A 15,251-nucleotide genomic window follows, 5' to 3' on the forward strand; every position below is an offset into this window, starting at 1 on the left:
AACAGATGACTGCGACCACTGACAGAAGAACGTTCCTCAAACATTCCGGCGTCGCGGCGGCAGCTCTCTCGCTCAAGTACATGGTGCCCGGCCAGGCGCTGGCCGCCTCGCCGCCGGTCTATGGCGTCTGGGAAGACCTGATGCGCAAGAAGTGGACCTGGGACAAGGTCGTGCGCGGCAGTCGCGGCATCAACTGCACCGGACACTGTGCCTTCAACGTCTACGTCAAGAACGGCATCGTCTGGCGCGAAGAGCAGCAGGGCGAGTACGGTCGCTCGGGCGACGAGGACACGCCGGATTACGGGCCGCGTGGCTGCCAGAAAGGCATTCGCCACTCCAAGTACATGTACGGCAAGCAGCGCGTTCTCTACCCCATGAAACGGGCGGGTGAGCGGGGCGCTGGCAAGTGGGAGCGCATCAGCTGGGACCAGGCGATCAGCGAGATTTCCGACAAGATCATCGAGCACGCGACAGAGTCAGGTCCGGACGCGATCACTTTCGCGATGGGCACGCAGATGATCCTGAAGAAGGCCTCGTTCACCGCGATGTTCCGTTTCGCCAATGCCACCGGCATTGTCGTGCCGGAGACCTTTGCCGGCGTCGGTGACCTGCCGGTCGGCGCCTACATGACGCTGGGCTATGAATTGCCGGGCGACAACATGGCAGCGGTCTACAAATCGAAGTGCTGCCTGGTGTGGGCGGCAAACCCGGCCGCGACACGTATCCCCGACGCGCATTTTTTCTGGGAAGCGAAGTACAACGGCACTGAAGTCGTGGTCATTTCCCCCGAGTTCAGTGCGTCGGCCATCCATGCCTCGAAATGGCTCAACCCGAAGCCCGGCACGGATACCGCGCTGGCGCTGGCGATGGTGCAGACCATCATCAAGGACCGGCTGATCGACTGGAACTATGTCCGCGAACAGACCGATCTGCCCTTCCTCGTGCGTACCGACAACCAGAAGTTCCTGCGCGCCAGTGATTTCGGTGAAACCGGCGACCGTGCCGACAACAGCTTCTATTTCTGGGACGAAGCCGCGGGCAAGCCGGTCAAGGCGCCCGGGACCGGCTATGGGCAGCACCCGGCGGCACCGCACGCGCCGCGCGAGCCGGAGTTCCTGACGCTCAGCGGTCTGAAGCCGGCCCTCGAGGGTCGCTGGAAGGTGAAAACACCGCAGGGCAAGGTCGAGGTCACGACCGTTTTCGAATTGACACGACAGCTCTGCGATCGCGACTACACGCCGGAGCAGGCGCAGAAGATCACCGGCGTGCACGCAGAAAATATCCGCGCCATCGCGCGGACCTTTGCCAAATCCGGCGCCGGCATGATCTATGCGGGCTACCGCTCCTGCAAATGGCTGCACGGTGACAAGCTGCACCGTGCGTGGTTGCTGATGTGCGCACTCACCGGCGATACGGGGCGTGAAGGCGGCGGCATGCAGACCACCCAGCTCGGCAAGGCCGATGGCTTGCTGAAATTCGTCTTCGAAGGTGTCGGTCCGCGGCTCAAGGTGGCGGCGATCTCCGTCTGGGACTATGCAAAGGCGGACGGCAAGGCGCTCAACACCGAGGTGTATGGCGACAAGCTGGCCAGTCACATCGATTCGCACTACCAGCAGTCCATCAAGAACGGCTGGCTGCCCGATTACAGCAAGACGCCGTGGAAGATGGCCATCATGGCCGGCCACAACACCGCCAACTGGCGAGCTGCCGGTACGCGCTTCCGCGAAACCGTGCTGGCGAAGCTCGAAACGATCGTGACCATGACGCCTGACATGAGCGTCACGGCGATGTATTCCGACTATGTTCTGCCGGTCGCGCAGCACTACGAGCGGCGCGACTTCGTCATGGAGGGCCGCACGCCCTATGTGCAGGTGCTCGACCAGGCGGTACCACCGCTCGGCGAGTCGGCCGACGACTGGACGATCATGGAGCGTCTTGCCAAAGCGATCAGTGCCAAGGCGACTGCGCGCCAGCTGCCGCCGGTCAAGGATGTGGTTTTTGGTCAGCCCATCACCCACGACTACGCGCGGCTGCATGAGCTGTTCACGCTCAACGGCAAGATCACCAATTCACGCGACCTGGCACAGTTTCTGCTCGACAACTCGGCGGGCCTGCCGAAGATCAGCTTCGAGGAACTGGCCAGCAAGGGCTTTATCCGCGTCGACGACTCAGCCGATGTGCAGTTCGGACCCGGTGCACCCTACAGTTACCAGGTCCTTGCCAGTACGCGCGACAAGAAGCCCTATGCGACGCTGACGGGCCGCCAGCAGTTCTACATGGATCACGACTGGTTCCTGCAGGAAGGCGAGGCGCTGCCGGTCTATGTCGACCCGCTGGCCATCAAGGGTTATCCGCTGCGGCTGACCATGGGCCATGCGCGGCACGGTGTACACAGCATGTGGCGCGATGACGCATTGCTGGTGAGCCTGCAGCGCGGTGAGCCGGATGTGTACGTCAATCCCGATGATGCGGCGAAACGCGGTGTGAAGGATGGCGACCTGATCCGCACCTTCAACAAGCTGGGTTCATTCATCGCCATGGCGCACGTCAGTTCCAGCATGCAGCCGGGGCAGATGTTCATGTTCCATGGCTGGGATCCGATGATGTTCCGCGGCCGGCAGAACTTCAGCGGCGTGATCCCGACCGGTGGCCTGCTCAAGCCGACCTCGCTGGTCGGCAACTACGGACATATCGGCTATCGCACGCCCGATTACGTACCCAACCAGACCTACCACGACCACACGGTTGATTTCGAGAAGTACGCCGGCGCAGTCCCTGTCGCACGAGCGGCCGCAGGACCGGCTTCAGCCGCGATCCCCGGCAACCTGCATGCCGCCGCGCCGACCACTACCCAGGAAACCTGAAATGTCCAGACAAGTAGCAATGGTCATCGACCTCAACAAGTGCATCGGCTGCCAGGCCTGCACGGCGGCCTGCAAGTCGCTGTGGACTGATGAAGAAGGCCAGGAGTACATGCTCTGGAACAATGTCGAAACCAAACCGGGTCGTGGCTATCCGAAGGAATGGGAGGCGAAGGGCGCGAAGTCGGGCTGGAAGGATGGCAATCTGCAGTTCGGTGACCTGCATGACCAGAAAGACTACGGCAAGCCCATCGCGCTGAATCATGAGGACGTGTACTTCAAGGGCACGGCCGAGCGTCTGCAGCAGACCGAACCGATGGAATACGGCGCCAACTGGGACGAAGACACCAGTTCGGGCGACTATCCGAACAACTATCACTTCTATCTGCCGCGCCTGTGCAATCACTGCACCAAGCCCGCCTGTCTCGAAGCCTGTCCGGTGCGCGCGATCTACAAGCGTGAAAAAGACGGCATCGTGCTGGTCGACCAGGACAAGTGCCAGGGCTTCCGGCTCTGTAATCGCGCCTGCCCCTACGACAAGATGTACTTCAACTTCGTGAAGCGGAAGTCGCAGAAGTGCATCTTCTGTTTCCCGCGCGTCGAGCAGGGTGTGGCGCCGGCCTGCGCGCGCCAGTGTCCCGGCCGTCTGCGCTTCGTCGGTTTTCTGGAGGATCTCGACGGCCCGATCCACAAGCTCGTCCATCAGTGGAAAGTTGCGCTGCCGCTGCACCCCGAGTTCGGCACCGAACCCAATGTGTACTACGTCCCGCCGATCCTGCCGGCCTCCTTTGATGCGGAAGGCCGTTTCAGCGAGGAGCCGCGCGTACCCACCGAATACCTGCGTTACCTGTTCGGTCCTGAGGTCGACCAGGCGCTGATCACCATCGATGCCGAGATGGATCGGAAAAAAGCCGGCAAGCCATCGGAGCTGATGGATCTGCTGATCGCGAAGGACTGGAAGTCGCTGTTCAACATCACCGATGTGCAGGTGTATTCGGAGTCCGGTTCCGCAACCTGATTTGCCCGCCGAAATGCGGGCATGATCCGGCAGTCAACAGGGCGGATGAATGAAAAAGCTGTTTTATGGCTGGTATGTCGCGCTTGCCTGCGGCATCGGGCTCGCCTGCGGACTGGCTACCGTACTGACCTACACCTTCGGCGTGTTTGTTACGCCCCTGCGGGCGGAATTCGACTGGTCGCAGACTGAGGTATTCGCGGCGCTCTTCCTGTCGGTGCTGACGATCACCTTCGTGGCGCCGTTCTTCGGCCTGCTGGTGGACCGGCTCGGTGCCCGGCGCGTGATTCTGGTTGGCCTGGTCTTCGAGGCCGCGCTGGTTGCCTCCTTCTATTTTCAGGATGCAAACGTCCTCACCTTCTATCTGCGCTACATCGCCCTGGCCTTGCTTGGCGTCGGCACCACGCATATCGCCTTTACGCGGATCATCGCGCTGTGGTTCGACCGCCAGCGCGGTCTGGCGCTCGGCGTAACGCTGGCCGGCGTCGGTATCGGTGGCTTTGCGTGGCCCATCCTGACGCAGTGGGCAATCGATGCCTTTGGCTGGCGCAGCGCCTGGCTGGTGATCGCTGCCGCCATCATCGTGTTTGGCGGCAGCGTCATATTGCTGGTCGTGCGCGACTCGCCGCAGTCCATGGGTTTGCTGCCTGACGGCGACACAGCAGCGAGCAGCAGGCAGAGGGCGGCGCAATCCGCTGTGCCGCCGGGCATGACGCTCAAGCAGGCGCTGGGCACCGGTCACTTCTGGATGATGCTGGTGGTCTTTCTGCTGATCGGCCTCGCAGTGACCAGCATCCAGGTGCACCTGGTGCCGCTGCTCGTCAGCCGCGGTGTCACGCCGATGCGCGCAGCCAATGCCTTGTCGATACTTGCCGTGGCGCTGCTTTTCGGTCGCGTGGCCGCCGGCTGGCTGATGGATCGCATCTTTGCACCGCGCGTGGCGATCGCCTTCCTGCTCGGGCCCATCGCTGCGATTTTCCTGCTTGCGTCGGGTGCGAGCGGCTGGCTGGCGTTCGTTGCCGGCATCCTCACCGGTCTCGCCGCCGGTGCCGAGGTGGATGTAACCGCCTATCTGGTCAGCCGCTACTTCGGCCTGCATCACTTCAGCAGCATCTACGCCTGGTACTACAGCGCTTACTCCCTCGGTGCGGGCCTGGGCCCGCTGGCGACTGCCAATGCCGTGGATCGCTTTGGTGGCTACACCGAGATCCTGCTGGTGCATGCCGCGATGCTGGTTGTCGCAACCATTCTCCTGGCACGGTTGCCGGCTTTCCCGGCAAGCAGGCCGGCAGCAGCCTGAGTGCCGCGCATGAGGCCGGCGCATGGACATCGTTAAGGCGAGCGAGTCGGGCATTGCCCGGGCGGTCGAGTGTTTGCGCCGTGGCGAGTTTGTGGGTCTGCCGACCGAGACCGTCTACGGGCTGGCTGCCGACGCGGGCAGTGATATCGCCGTCGCCCGCATCTATGCCGCAAAAGGCCGCCCGCAGTTCAATCCGCTGATCGCTCATGTAGCCAGTCCCGGGATGGCGACCAGCGAGGCGGTATTCGACGAACGCGCGCAGCGTCTCGCCGCCCGCTTCTGGCCCGGACCATTGACCCTGGTGTTGCCAGTTGCGCCCGCGGGCCGGGTCTGCGAGCTGGCGCGCGCCGGTTTGCAGACCGTGGCGTTGCGCATGCCTGGTCATCCGGTGGCACTTGAACTGATCCGCGCCTTCGGTGGCCCGCTGGCCGCACCTTCTGCCAATCGCTCCGGGTACATCAGTCCGACCACGGCACAGGACGTGGTTGCGGAACTCGGTGCGGAATCAGGTTTCGTCCTTGATGGTGGTCCCGCGCAGCTTGGCCTGGAATCGACCATCGTCGCCGTGCTGCCGGGCGAGCCTGTGCGCCTGTTGCGTCCGGGTGGCGTGAGTCGCGAGGCGCTGCTGACTGTCGTCGACGAGCTGTCGGCGCTGCCGGCCGGACATATCGAAGCACCCGGCCAGCTCGCGTCCCACTACGCTCCGCGTGCGCGGCTGCGCATGAATGCAGTTGCGCCGGAACCAGGCGAGGCTTTTCTCGGCTTCGGTCCCCATCATCGTGATGGCAGCCCGAACCTGTCCCGCAGCGGCGACCTGACTGAGGCGGCAGCCAACCTCTTTGGGATGCTGCGCACACTCGATGCCAGTGGCGCAGCCGGCATCGCGGTAGCGCCGGTGCCGGCGCATGGCCTCGGCGAAGCCATCAATGACCGCTTGCAGCGCGCCGCAGCGCCGCGGTGCCGGGGCGTCTGATTATTCGAGTATGTCCCGTACACGCAGGAAGGCAGTGGCGCCAGGCTGAAGTTTCTTAATCGCTGAACAGCGTACCGCGTGCGCCCGCAACGATCTGCATCACCGCGGGGTGCCGGATTGTCCGTTCCATCGACAGCGCGTAGAACTTCGCGCGCGCACTGCCGGCCTTGCCGACGATCCGCATCTTGTACTGGCGGACGACTTCCTCCCCGATCGCCGAGGGTGCGGCAAAGACGCCCAGTCCGCCCTGGCCGAAAGTCTTGAGCAGTCCGCTGTCATCGAATTCGCCGACGACCTTCGGTGTGATGCCGTTTTCCAGAAACCAGTTCTCCAGTACGCGCCGGTTCGGGCTGCGTTCCGTCGGCAGCAGGAACGGTACCTGGTCAAGGCTGCCCGGGAAGCCCCGGCGCAGCCGGGCCGCCAGACGCGGCGGTGCAAAGAAACTGATTTCGCACTCACCCAGCAGGTGACTGAAGGCACGAAATCCGGAGCTCGCCGTCAGGGCGCTGGTGGAAAGCACGAAATCCAGGCGGTGTGCGGCGAGATCCGCTACCAGTGTGTCGAGCCCGCCTGTGTGGCATAGCACGCGGAAGGGATTGTCACCCTGCGTCAGCGGTGAGATGGCGCGCCATGCGATGAGGTTGGGTACCACGTCGGAGACGCCCACGGTGACGGTATGCTGGCCGTACGGGGTAACGCCCTGCAGGACCCGCATCAGGTCCTGGCCGCGGGAAAAGATCTCGTCGGCGTATTCGTATACGGTCAGGCCCAGTTCCGTGGGTACGGCGCGCCGGCCCTTCTTTTCCAGCAGTCGACCATTCAGCTCTGCTTCCAGCAGCTTGATCTGTCCGCTGATCGTTTGCGGTGTGATGTGCAGGCTTTCCGCGGCACGCGCCACGCCGCCTTCGCGGACGACCGTCCAGAAGTACAGCAGGTGGTTGTAGTTCGGGTGTTTCATGCGGTTGTCAGATACATCGGGATTCTCGAAGTATATCTAAGAAACAAACGACTTTTACGTATGTATGAAGAAGGTAGTCTGGACGCAAGGGAGTTGTGCCTGGCAGAAGCGGCCCTGGCCGCGATCACCAGTCCGACGACCACAGCGAATCGCGGCCGAAGCCGCTCCAACAGACCGGAGTTTGAAAACAATGGGCAAGCGCGTGCAGGACACCAAACCCGCCCCGGCGGCCGGGAACCGCAAGTGGGTGCTGGAAAACGTTGCGGAGCAGAAGAAGCGCTACGCAGAGATCGTCAGGGAACAGGATGCGCTGGCCCCCCAGCGCGAGAAGTGGGTCGCTGCATTCCTGCGGGCCATCCAGACCACCGGCTTCAACGTCAGTGGTGACCTGAAACGGATCATCAAGCCTGGCGAGATTGCCAAAAAGCCCAAGGGCAAGCACCAGGTCATCTTTTGAGGAGATCTCTCATGGCACGACCACATATCGAACCCTATGTCGAACTGAATCATCCCTTCAAGAAGTTCGACCTGTCCGGCTTCAAGGGCAGCCATTACAAGGTGCTGTCGCTGGATGCCGACACCGGCGCCTGTACGCTGAAGGTCCGCTTCGATGGCGGTTTCAGGCGCAAGCCGGGCCTCTGCTATTCCGACATGGAGATCTTCGTTCTGACCGGCACGTTGCGGGTTGGCAAGGAGAACTGGGTTGAAGGCCATTACGCTTTCATTCCGGCCGGTATGGCCGTCGGTGCCATCGAGTCGGCGCAGGGCGCCGAAGTGCTGTTGATGTTCAATGACAGCGAGCCTGCTTTTGCAGAGAGCGACAAGCATCACCCGCTGGCACTCACCGAGGCCTTCAGTTCGGTCAACAGCTATCAGGATCGTCCCTGGGCCGCTGGCAATCTGGTGTCGCCGTCGGTCGCTTCGGGCTGCATGATCAAGGTTCTGCACTACGATGTGCTGACCGAGGCCCTGAGCTTCCTCTACTGCATGACGCCGGAGTTTGCGCAGAACAACATCTCCTACCATGACAGTGCCGAAGAGGCGTATCACATCTGGGGCACGTCTTTCATGATGCAGTTTGGCGAACTGCCGACCGGTGGCTACTTCTGGCGCCCGCCGTACATCAACCACGGGTCATTCAGCTGCAAGTACGGCACCATCGCTTTCGGCCGCACGGACTCCGTCCTTTTCAATTACTTCCACTTCAATCCGTGGACGAACCCGGACGAAAACAAGGCGCGTGCGGCCGCCAACCTGTATCGCAAGCGGCCGATGCTCTATGACTGGGTGGCATCAGATGGCCATAACCATCCGCATGGACCGCCGGACTTCGAGCATGCGGACTACCGGAGTGACACGCAGGTACGGCTGCTGCATGGCCAGCCGGTCGGCGGGCATGTAGGCAGGAAACGGCGGTAGGAGCGGCTTCAGCCGCGATTCTCCGTTGTCGGGTTGATGATCGCGGCTGAAGCCGCTTGTGTCTTTCTTCCCGGTTAATCTCAAGGTGAGAGCGGAGTACGGCAGGCCGATGAGCCGGAGTGCTGCGAGCACGTGTAGGAGCGCAGGCCGCCGTACCCCGTACTCCCGCCGTCAAGCCCGAACAGTTGCTCGAGTGTCAGCTCGAAACCGCACAAGCGTGGGCCAGGCGAGAGTGCTCTCAGGGCTGAGTTTAACGCGGGGAGAAGCACATGACAGCGTATGTCGGGATTGATGTGGCCAAGGCCACGCTGGTGCTGTGTCTGCAGCCGGAGGGGCGCACATGGAAGCGACCCAATACACCAGCAGGGCGGGCGCAGGTGGTGGCAGAACTGCAGGCGGTGCAACCGGAACGGATCGCCCTGGAAGCCACCGGTGGCTATGAACGGGCCATCTGGCAGCAGCTGCAAGCCGCTGGGCTGACCGTGGTGCGACTGCAGCCACGACGGGTCAAGGCCTTGGCCCGGGCACTGGGCTGGCAGGCCAAGACGGATCCGTTGGATGCCGCCTTGCTGGCCGAGGCCGCCCGGATCCTGGTGGTGCCGGTGACGATGGCGCCCGATGCGGCGACCGAGGCCTTGCGGGCGCTGGTCGATCTGCGTCGACAACTGGTCAGTCAGCGCGACGACAATCAGCGTCGACTCAAGCAGAGTTCCGCCGTGGTTGCCCAGCGGGTGCTCAACCGGATCAACGCCAGCCTGCAGCGGGAGATCCACCAACTCGACCGCAAGATCAAGGCGCAGCTGGCGGTCACGGCCACCACAGACCTGGCTACAGCGCCAGGTGTGGGACCGGTCTTGCAAGCCACGCTGGCGGCACGACTTCCGGAACTGGGCCGCTTGGGTCGCCGGCAGATCGCGGCGTTGGTGGGCATTGCACCGTACAACGCGGACAGCGGAGCCCATCAGGGTAAACGGCATATCCGTGGTGGCCGCGCTGACCTGCGGCGCGTGCTCTACATGGCTACCTTGGCTTCCATCCGTGCCAACTCGATAATCGCCACGACCTATCGGCAGCTGCTCGCCCGCGGGAAACTCAAGAAAGTGGCCATCGTTGCCTGCATGCGCAAGTTGCTCATCATGCTCAACGCCATGGCCCGCGACCACACCACTTGGGCACCACCGACCCTCTCAGGTGTGGCCTGAAAAAAAGACAGTTGCTCCTACGGTTTCTTTGCCGCCGAAATCAGCTGCTGGGCGCGGGCGGAAAGCGCGGCATCTCCCGCGCTGAGGCTCAGCGCCTTGCGGCCAAGACTCTCGGCCTGGAGGTAGTCACCTTCCTTCAGGCGGATGTTGCCGAGTTCCAGCCAGAGTACCGGCTGACGCGGCTCGATCCGGATCGCGCGTTCGATGGAGGCAGCTGCCTGCGGATAGCGGCCGGCCGCTGAGTGACCGCGACTCTCGTTGAGCAGCGTCTGGCTGGCCGGACTGACCGGTGGAATGATCCTCACGGGTGCCTGCGGCGGTGCCGCTGGCGGCGTGACGGGCGCCTCCGGTGGCGGCGTCGGCGCGGGCGCGGGGGTCGGGGCCGGAGCCGGGCGGGTTGCGGGTACCGGAGGCTTCGGTTGGGATGGCCGGGTGCCGCCCGGCGGCACGCAGCCGCTGAGCGTGGCGATCAGCAACAGCGATGGCGCAATTGCCCCGGCAATATTGTCGCGCCGTTTCAGTTGAGCAGACCCTTCAGCCATTCGATGCCACGCCTGGTGAGATTATCCGATTCGGGCAGGCAGTCCGGCTTCGCGGGCAGGACCGTCCCGGCAGGCAGCGGCACGGTAACCAGATCGCCGCAGTCAGCGCGCGACATCATGCCAGTTGCATAGTCGAAAGACACATCGGCGAGATCCTCGGTCGGCAAGGCCTCGTAGCCGAGGTCGCCGAAGCCGGCCACCAGCCGTGCCCAGATGGGGAGTGCGCCGGAGGCGCCGCTGAGTCCGGTCGGCGTGTTGTCATCCGCACCGACCCAGACGACAACGACATGGTCATTGGTGAAACCGGCAAACCAGCTGTCGCGCAGATCGTCCGAAGTACCCGTCTTTCCGGCAACGGCCAGGCCGGGTGGCAACCAGCGTCTCGCCCCGCGGGCGGTACCGCGATCCACCACCTGCAGCATGCTGGTCGTCAGTTGTGCCACGGCCGAGGGATCGGCCGCCCGGTCAATCTTGAGCTGGTAGCGCTCGAGCGGCTTGCCGTCCACATCGAGTACCGCGCGCACCGCCTTCAGCGGCGCGTGAAATCCGCCATTGCCCAGGCTGTTGTACACCTGCGCGACTTCCATCGGCGAGAGATCGACCGCACCCAGTAACAGGGATGGCAGCGGAGGTGGCGCCTTGCTCATGCCCAGCGACTTGAGCAGGCCGGCGACTTTTTTGGGGCCCACATCCATGCCGATGCGCACGGTGGGTGTATTGAGTGACTCCGCGAGCGCCCGAATTGCCGGCACCGGGCCGCGATACTGGTGATCGTAGTTTTGCGGGCTCCAGATCTTGCCGGTATCGAGGCGGATGTTGAGCGGCGCATCCTCGAGCTGTGTGGCAGCCGTGTATCGCCCGGACTCGAAGCCGGCGAGATAGACCACCGGCTTGACCAGCGAACCGATCGGTCGCTTCGCATCGAGTGCCCGGTTGAAGCCCTGCATGCGCGCATTGCGGCCCCCGACGATCGCCAGCACGTCGGGAGTCTGGGTGCCGGTGACCACGATCGCGCCGTCCAGTGAGCCAGGCTTGCGCTTGCGGCTGATCTCCAGCTCGTCGAGGCCTTCCTTCAGGCGTTGTTCGGCCAGCGCCTGAATGCGCGGATCCAGCGTTGTCATGATGCGCAGCCCGGCGCTCAGCAGATCATCTTCCTTGTAGTCGGCGTGCAGCTCGCGGCGCACCAGATCCATGAAGGTCGGGTTGTAGCTCGCGAAGGTCGTGGCTTTCCCGCGTACGCCAAGGTCGCGCTGTCTGGCCTTGCCGGCCGCAGCTTCCGAAATGAGGCCGAACTGTGCCATCAGGTCCAGCACCATGTCGCGGCGCTTGCGCGTGCGCTCCGGATGGCGTCGCGGGTCGTACCAGGATGGACCACGAACGATCGCGACGAGCAATGCCGTTTCCTGCGGTTCGAGCTCGGTCAGCGGCTTGCCGAAGTAGAACTGGCTGGCCAGTCCGAAGCCGTGAATCGCGCGGTCGCCCGCCTGGCCCAGATAGATCTCGTTGACGTAGGCGTTGAGCAGATCGGGCTTGTCGAAGTGCAGTTCCAGAAGCATCGACATCAGGGCTTCGCGCAGCTTGCGGGTCAGCGTGCGGCTGTTGTCCAGGAAGTAGCTGCGTACCAGCTGCTGGGTCAGCGTGCTGCCGCCCTGTTCGATACCCCCGGCGCGGATATTGGCCCACATCGCGCGAGCGATGGCGCGCAGTGAAATGCCGCCGTGCTTGTCGAAATCGCGGTCCTCGACGATCTTGAGTGAGGCGAGCAGCAGCTCGGGGACCTGGTCCGGACCCAGCACGATCCGGTCCTCGCCATGTGCGGTGAAGATATTGCCGATGAAGGGCGGGTCGAGGCGCAGCAGCGACAGCTCACTGCCTCGTTCGTCGGTCAGCGCGACGATGCCGCCGGCGCCGAAGCTGATCGTGGCCTTCTGTGCCGGCTGTGCGCCGTCCCAGAACTGGAAGGGGCGGGTCATGAGTACGATCCGGCCGCTCAGGCGTGCAAAGGTGCCCTGCGTTCTTACGGCCGGTGTTGCCGCGTAGCCGAGCGCGGTGAGTTCGCGCTGCAATTCTTCGGCGCTGAGCCGCTGTCCGGCATAGAGTTCGAGCGGTCGCGCATAGACCTGTGCCGGCAGATCCCAGCGCCGACCCTCGAACTGCTGCACGATCTGCCGGTCGAGCAGCCAGACCCAGGTCGCCAGCGCCAATACCGCAAGCAGCGCCAGGCCGGCGAGCGTGAAGATCACGCGCCGGCTCAGATACTGGCGCAGGTTTCGCCGGGGGCGTCGGGACCGTCGGGCCAAGAATCTGCTTCCGCTGCGGGGGAGGCGGGGATGTTAACACCCGCCCCGAGGCTCTCAGACAAACTCCAGCAGCTCGATGATGTTGCCGTCCGGGTCGCGTCCATAGCAGACGAAGCCGCCGTCCTGCGCCTGCGGCGGCGCATGAAAGCGCATGCCGGCTGCACGCAGCCGTTCGTATTCGTGCTGACAGTCCTTCACTTCGAGGCAGATATGCGTGATGCCGTGGTCGCATGCGGGCCGGTCGGGATCGGCCCGCCGCGGCACCGGTGAACTGAACTCGAAGATCTCCAGGAAACTGTCACCGAGCTTCAGCAGTACCGCGCGGGCCGCTGAATCCTTGAGGCCCGTAAGCGCGTCGGCGGCCGCGACGCCTGCCGGCCAGCCAAACTCGCGAACGGTTTCGCAGCCGAGTACGCCCTGATAGAAGCGCAGCGCACGCGCCAGGTCGGGTGTGGAAATTGCGGCATGGTGGAAGCCTTGCAGCATGGGCGATATTCTCCTTCAGGCAGTTCCGGGCTGGGGCAAGCATATAATCATTCCGCTTCCCGGTTTCACCACCTCGCAGAGGATGTAGACATGATGAAAAGGATGCTGCTTGCCCTCGTGACTACCCTGGGCGCGCTGCTGTTGTCGGGTTGCGGCTACAACGCGCTCCAGAGCGGAGACGAAGCAGTCAAGGCGGCCTGGGCGGAGGTGCTTAACCAGTATCAGCGCCGTGCCGACCTGATCCCGAACCTCGTCCGTACCGTGGAGGGCTTTGCGCAGCAGGAGCGTGATGTGCTGATCCAGGTGACCGAAGCGCGCTCCCGCGTGGGATCCATACAGGCCACGCCCGAAACGCTCGATGATCCGCAGGCCTTTCAGAACTTCCAGGCTGCACAGGGCGAGTTGAGCAGCGCGCTGTCCCGGCTGCTCGTGGTGGTGGAGCGCTATCCGGAGCTGAAGTCCGACCAGAACTTTCGCGACCTGCAGGCGCAGCTCGAGGGTACGGAAAACCGCATTACCGTGGCGCGCAACCGCTTCATCGAGGCGACCCGCGAGTACAACACCCTGGTCCGCTCCTTCCCGAGCAATCTGACCGCGATGCTGTTTGGTCACAAGGTCAAACCTGGTTTTACAGTCAGCAATGAGGCGGAGATCAGCAAGCCGCCCGAAGTGAATTTTGACCGGAAAGACTGACGGTCGGCCCGCCATGACTGCAATGTCAGGTGGTCTGCGTGGCCTGGTCGCCGTGTTGCTGCTGGCAGCACAGTGCGTATCTGCAGCGGTACTGCCGGTACCCGCGCCTGCCGGTCGCGTCGTTGACGCCACCGGCACGCTGTCCGTCGGGGAGCGATCCGCGCTGGAAGCGAAACTCGCAGAGCTCGAAGCGCGAAAGGGTGCCCAGATCGTCGTTCTGCTCGTGCCGACCACCCGGCCGGAAGCGATAGAGCAGTTCTCGATGCGCGTCGTCGAAGCCTGGAAGCCGGGACGCAAAGGCATTGATGACGGCGTGTTGCTGCTCGTGGCCACGGAAGACCGTGAGGTCCGCATCGAGGTCGGCTACGGTCTGGAAGGGGCGATTCCGGATGCGGCCGCCAACCGGATCATCGACGAGTTCATCGTTCCATCCTTCCGGCAGGGCGATTTTGCCGGCGGCATCGAAGCAGGTGTCGATCGGCTGATCGGTCTCATCGACGGCGAAGCGCTGCCGGAGCCCGCCCGGAGCGGAAGTCCGGCGACCGGTTTTGACAAGGTTCTGCCCATCGCCCTGTTCGTGAGCATCGTGGCGGGCGCAATCCTGCGCCGTGTGCTTGGCCAGTTGCCGGGGGCCGCGGTGACTGGTCTGCTGGTCAGCGGACTCACCTGGTTGCTGGTCGGTGCAATCGGGCTGGCGCTGCTCATGGGGCTTATCGGTTTCATGCTTGGTCTCGCGCCAGCCGGCCGCGCCGGGCGCTGGGCAAGTCATCCGCGCGGAGGGTTCGGCGGCGGCAGTTTTGGCGGCGGAGGCTTCCGCGGTGGTGGTGGCGGATTCGGAGGCGGCGGCGCCTCGGGCCGCTGGTAGGCAATCGCTGATGTTGCGACGCTGGTTCAGTCATTTCACGACCACGCATTTCACGCTGCGGCGCTGTTTCCCCGCCGAGCTGATGAATGCCATCGACGCGGCGATCACCGCATCCGAGCAGTCGCATCGGGCGGAAATCCGTTTCGCAATCGAGACCGCATTGCCTCTGGGTCATCTGTGGCGGGGCGTCAGCTGCAAGGAGCGCGCCCGGGAGATATTCAGCCGGCTGGGCATGGCTGACACTGCAGCCCACAACGGGATACTTGTCTATGTGCTGCTGGCTGAACGCGATATCGAGATCGTTGCCGACCATGGTTTTGACGGCAAGGTCGCGGAGCGGGTCTGGGACGATATCTGCAGCTCGATTGCGGCCGCATTCCGCAACGCCGAGTATGGTCGCGGTTCAATACAGGCGATCGGGCGTCTGAGTGAACTGGCGGTCGTGCATTTCCCGCCCGGCCCGGATAACCGCGACGAATTGCCGAACCGCCCGGTAGTGCTGTGATACCGGGCCAGTCTGCCGAGTGCCGTTTATCCGGTGCTCAGAAGATCTCGGCGAGAATGATGAAGCGGATGATGCCGGCCAGGGCTGCTATTGCCAGTATCGCAATGATGCCAATCTCGATGTAACGGCCTA

At 63.6% G+C, this 15,251-nt stretch carries 15 protein-coding genes; 11 read left to right on the forward strand and 4 right to left on the reverse strand.

Annotated elements, in window-relative coordinates:
- Positions 1-5 precede the first annotated feature (5 nt).
- From H6979_09830 to H6979_09845, 4 genes are read left to right on the forward strand one after another with little or no spacing between them, the layout of a single operon-like run.
- Positions 6-2,864: a molybdopterin-dependent oxidoreductase gene (locus tag H6979_09830; GenBank protein MCP5140143.1), complete on the forward strand. Its 2,859-nt coding sequence runs from the start codon at positions 6-8 to the stop codon at positions 2,862-2,864.
- Positions 2,830-3,879 (forward strand): respiratory nitrate reductase subunit beta, encoded by a 1,050-nt coding sequence (locus H6979_09835; protein ID MCP5140144.1) that lies wholly within the window; start codon positions 2,830-2,832, stop codon positions 3,877-3,879. Before H6979_09830 ends, H6979_09835 begins: the two co-directional genes overlap by 35 nt.
- Positions 3,880-3,928: 49 nt before the next feature.
- The gene (locus H6979_09840; protein MCP5140145.1) at positions 3,929-5,176 is read left to right on the forward strand and encodes an MFS transporter; all 1,248 of its coding nucleotides are present in this window, start codon (positions 3,929-3,931) and stop codon (positions 5,174-5,176) included.
- A 22-nt stretch (positions 5,177-5,198) separates the two neighbouring features.
- A complete protein-coding gene (locus H6979_09845; GenBank protein MCP5140146.1) occupies positions 5,199-6,149 on the forward strand; it encodes a threonylcarbamoyl-AMP synthase in 951 nt (316 codons plus the stop codon).
- 55 nt (positions 6,150-6,204) lie between these two features.
- Here H6979_09845 and nhaR read toward each other — a convergent pair whose 3' ends face one another.
- Positions 6,205-7,107 (reverse strand): transcriptional activator NhaR, encoded by a 903-nt coding sequence (nhaR, locus tag H6979_09850; protein ID MCP5140147.1) that lies wholly within the window; start codon positions 7,105-7,107, stop codon positions 6,205-6,207.
- 190 nt (positions 7,108-7,297) lie between these two features.
- On the opposite strand from nhaR, the gene H6979_09855 reads away from it, so the two are divergent.
- From H6979_09855 to H6979_09865, 3 genes are all read left to right on the forward strand, one after another.
- A complete protein-coding gene (locus tag H6979_09855; protein ID MCP5140148.1) occupies positions 7,298-7,564 on the forward strand; it encodes a hypothetical protein in 267 nt (88 codons plus the stop codon).
- Between the two features lie 11 nt (positions 7,565-7,575).
- Entirely contained in the window at positions 7,576-8,526 is a 951-nt protein-coding gene (locus H6979_09860) for a DUF4437 domain-containing protein (protein ID MCP5140149.1), read from the forward strand.
- A 269-nt stretch (positions 8,527-8,795) separates the two neighbouring features.
- Positions 8,796-9,728, forward strand: coding sequence for an IS110 family transposase (locus H6979_09865; protein MCP5140150.1), 933 nt, complete (start codon positions 8,796-8,798; stop codon positions 9,726-9,728).
- 17 nt (positions 9,729-9,745) lie between these two features.
- Here H6979_09865 and H6979_09870 read toward each other — a convergent pair whose 3' ends face one another.
- Entirely contained in the window at positions 9,746-10,033 is a 288-nt protein-coding gene (locus H6979_09870; GenBank protein MCP5140151.1) for a tetratricopeptide repeat protein, read from the reverse strand.
- Here H6979_09870 and H6979_09875 point away from each other — a divergent pair.
- Entirely contained in the window at positions 10,023-10,253 is a 231-nt protein-coding gene (locus H6979_09875; GenBank protein MCP5140152.1) for a hypothetical protein, read from the forward strand. The two genes, H6979_09870 and H6979_09875, sit on opposite strands and share 11 nt — an antisense overlap.
- Here H6979_09875 and mrcB read toward each other — a convergent pair.
- Together mrcB and H6979_09885 are read right to left on the reverse strand one after the other, a co-directional pair.
- The gene (mrcB, locus tag H6979_09880; protein ID MCP5140153.1) at positions 10,246-12,570 is read right to left on the reverse strand and encodes a penicillin-binding protein 1B; all 2,325 of its coding nucleotides are present in this window, start codon (positions 12,568-12,570) and stop codon (positions 10,246-10,248) included. The two genes, H6979_09875 and mrcB, sit on opposite strands and share 8 nt — an antisense overlap.
- 54 nt (positions 12,571-12,624) lie before the next feature.
- Positions 12,625-13,056 carry a VOC family protein gene (locus tag H6979_09885; protein ID MCP5140154.1) on the reverse strand — a complete coding sequence of 144 codons (432 nt, stop codon included), beginning with the start codon at positions 13,054-13,056 and terminating at the stop codon, positions 12,625-12,627.
- Positions 13,057-13,149: 93 nt separating this feature from the next.
- On the opposite strand from H6979_09885, the gene H6979_09890 reads away from it, so the two are divergent.
- The 3 genes from H6979_09890 to H6979_09900 are packed head-to-tail and all read left to right on the forward strand — an operon-like array spanning position 13,150 to position 15,119.
- Positions 13,150-13,749 (forward strand): LemA family protein, encoded by a 600-nt coding sequence (locus H6979_09890; protein ID MCP5140155.1) that lies wholly within the window; start codon positions 13,150-13,152, stop codon positions 13,747-13,749.
- A 13-nt stretch (positions 13,750-13,762) separates the two neighbouring features.
- Positions 13,763-14,614: a YgcG family protein gene (locus H6979_09895; protein MCP5140156.1), complete on the forward strand. Its 852-nt coding sequence runs from the start codon at positions 13,763-13,765 to the stop codon at positions 14,612-14,614.
- Positions 14,615-14,624: 10 nt separating this feature from the next.
- Positions 14,625-15,119: a TPM domain-containing protein gene (locus H6979_09900; GenBank protein ID MCP5140157.1), complete on the forward strand. Its 495-nt coding sequence runs from the start codon at positions 14,625-14,627 to the stop codon at positions 15,117-15,119.
- Positions 15,120-15,251 lie beyond the last annotated feature (132 nt).

It is taken from the genome of Chromatiales bacterium (genome assembly GCA_024234935.1).
Lineage (GTDB): Bacteria > Pseudomonadota > Gammaproteobacteria > Steroidobacterales.

Coding starts and splice junctions, on each gene's coding strand:
- H6979_09830 (MCP5140143.1), top strand. CDS start 6: ATGACTGCGACCACTGACAGAAGAACGTTCCTCAAACATTCCGGCGTC.
- H6979_09835 (MCP5140144.1), top strand. CDS start 2,830: ATGCCGCCGCGCCGACCACTACCCAGGAAACCTGAAATGTCCAGACAA.
- H6979_09840 (MCP5140145.1), top strand. CDS start 3,929: ATGAAAAAGCTGTTTTATGGCTGGTATGTCGCGCTTGCCTGCGGCATC.
- H6979_09845 (MCP5140146.1), top strand. CDS start 5,199: ATGGACATCGTTAAGGCGAGCGAGTCGGGCATTGCCCGGGCGGTCGAG.
- nhaR (MCP5140147.1), bottom strand. CDS start 7,107: ATGAAACACCCGAACTACAACCACCTGCTGTACTTCTGGACGGTCGTC.
- H6979_09855 (MCP5140148.1), top strand. CDS start 7,298: ATGGGCAAGCGCGTGCAGGACACCAAACCCGCCCCGGCGGCCGGGAAC.
- H6979_09860 (MCP5140149.1), top strand. CDS start 7,576: ATGGCACGACCACATATCGAACCCTATGTCGAACTGAATCATCCCTTC.
- H6979_09865 (MCP5140150.1), top strand. CDS start 8,796: ATGACAGCGTATGTCGGGATTGATGTGGCCAAGGCCACGCTGGTGCTG.
- H6979_09875 (MCP5140152.1), top strand. CDS start 10,023: ATGATCCTCACGGGTGCCTGCGGCGGTGCCGCTGGCGGCGTGACGGGC.
- H6979_09885 (MCP5140154.1), bottom strand. CDS start 13,056: ATGCTGCAAGGCTTCCACCATGCCGCAATTTCCACACCCGACCTGGCG.
- H6979_09890 (MCP5140155.1), top strand. CDS start 13,150: ATGAAAAGGATGCTGCTTGCCCTCGTGACTACCCTGGGCGCGCTGCTG.
- H6979_09895 (MCP5140156.1), top strand. CDS start 13,763: ATGACTGCAATGTCAGGTGGTCTGCGTGGCCTGGTCGCCGTGTTGCTG.
- H6979_09900 (MCP5140157.1), top strand. CDS start 14,625: ATGTTGCGACGCTGGTTCAGTCATTTCACGACCACGCATTTCACGCTG.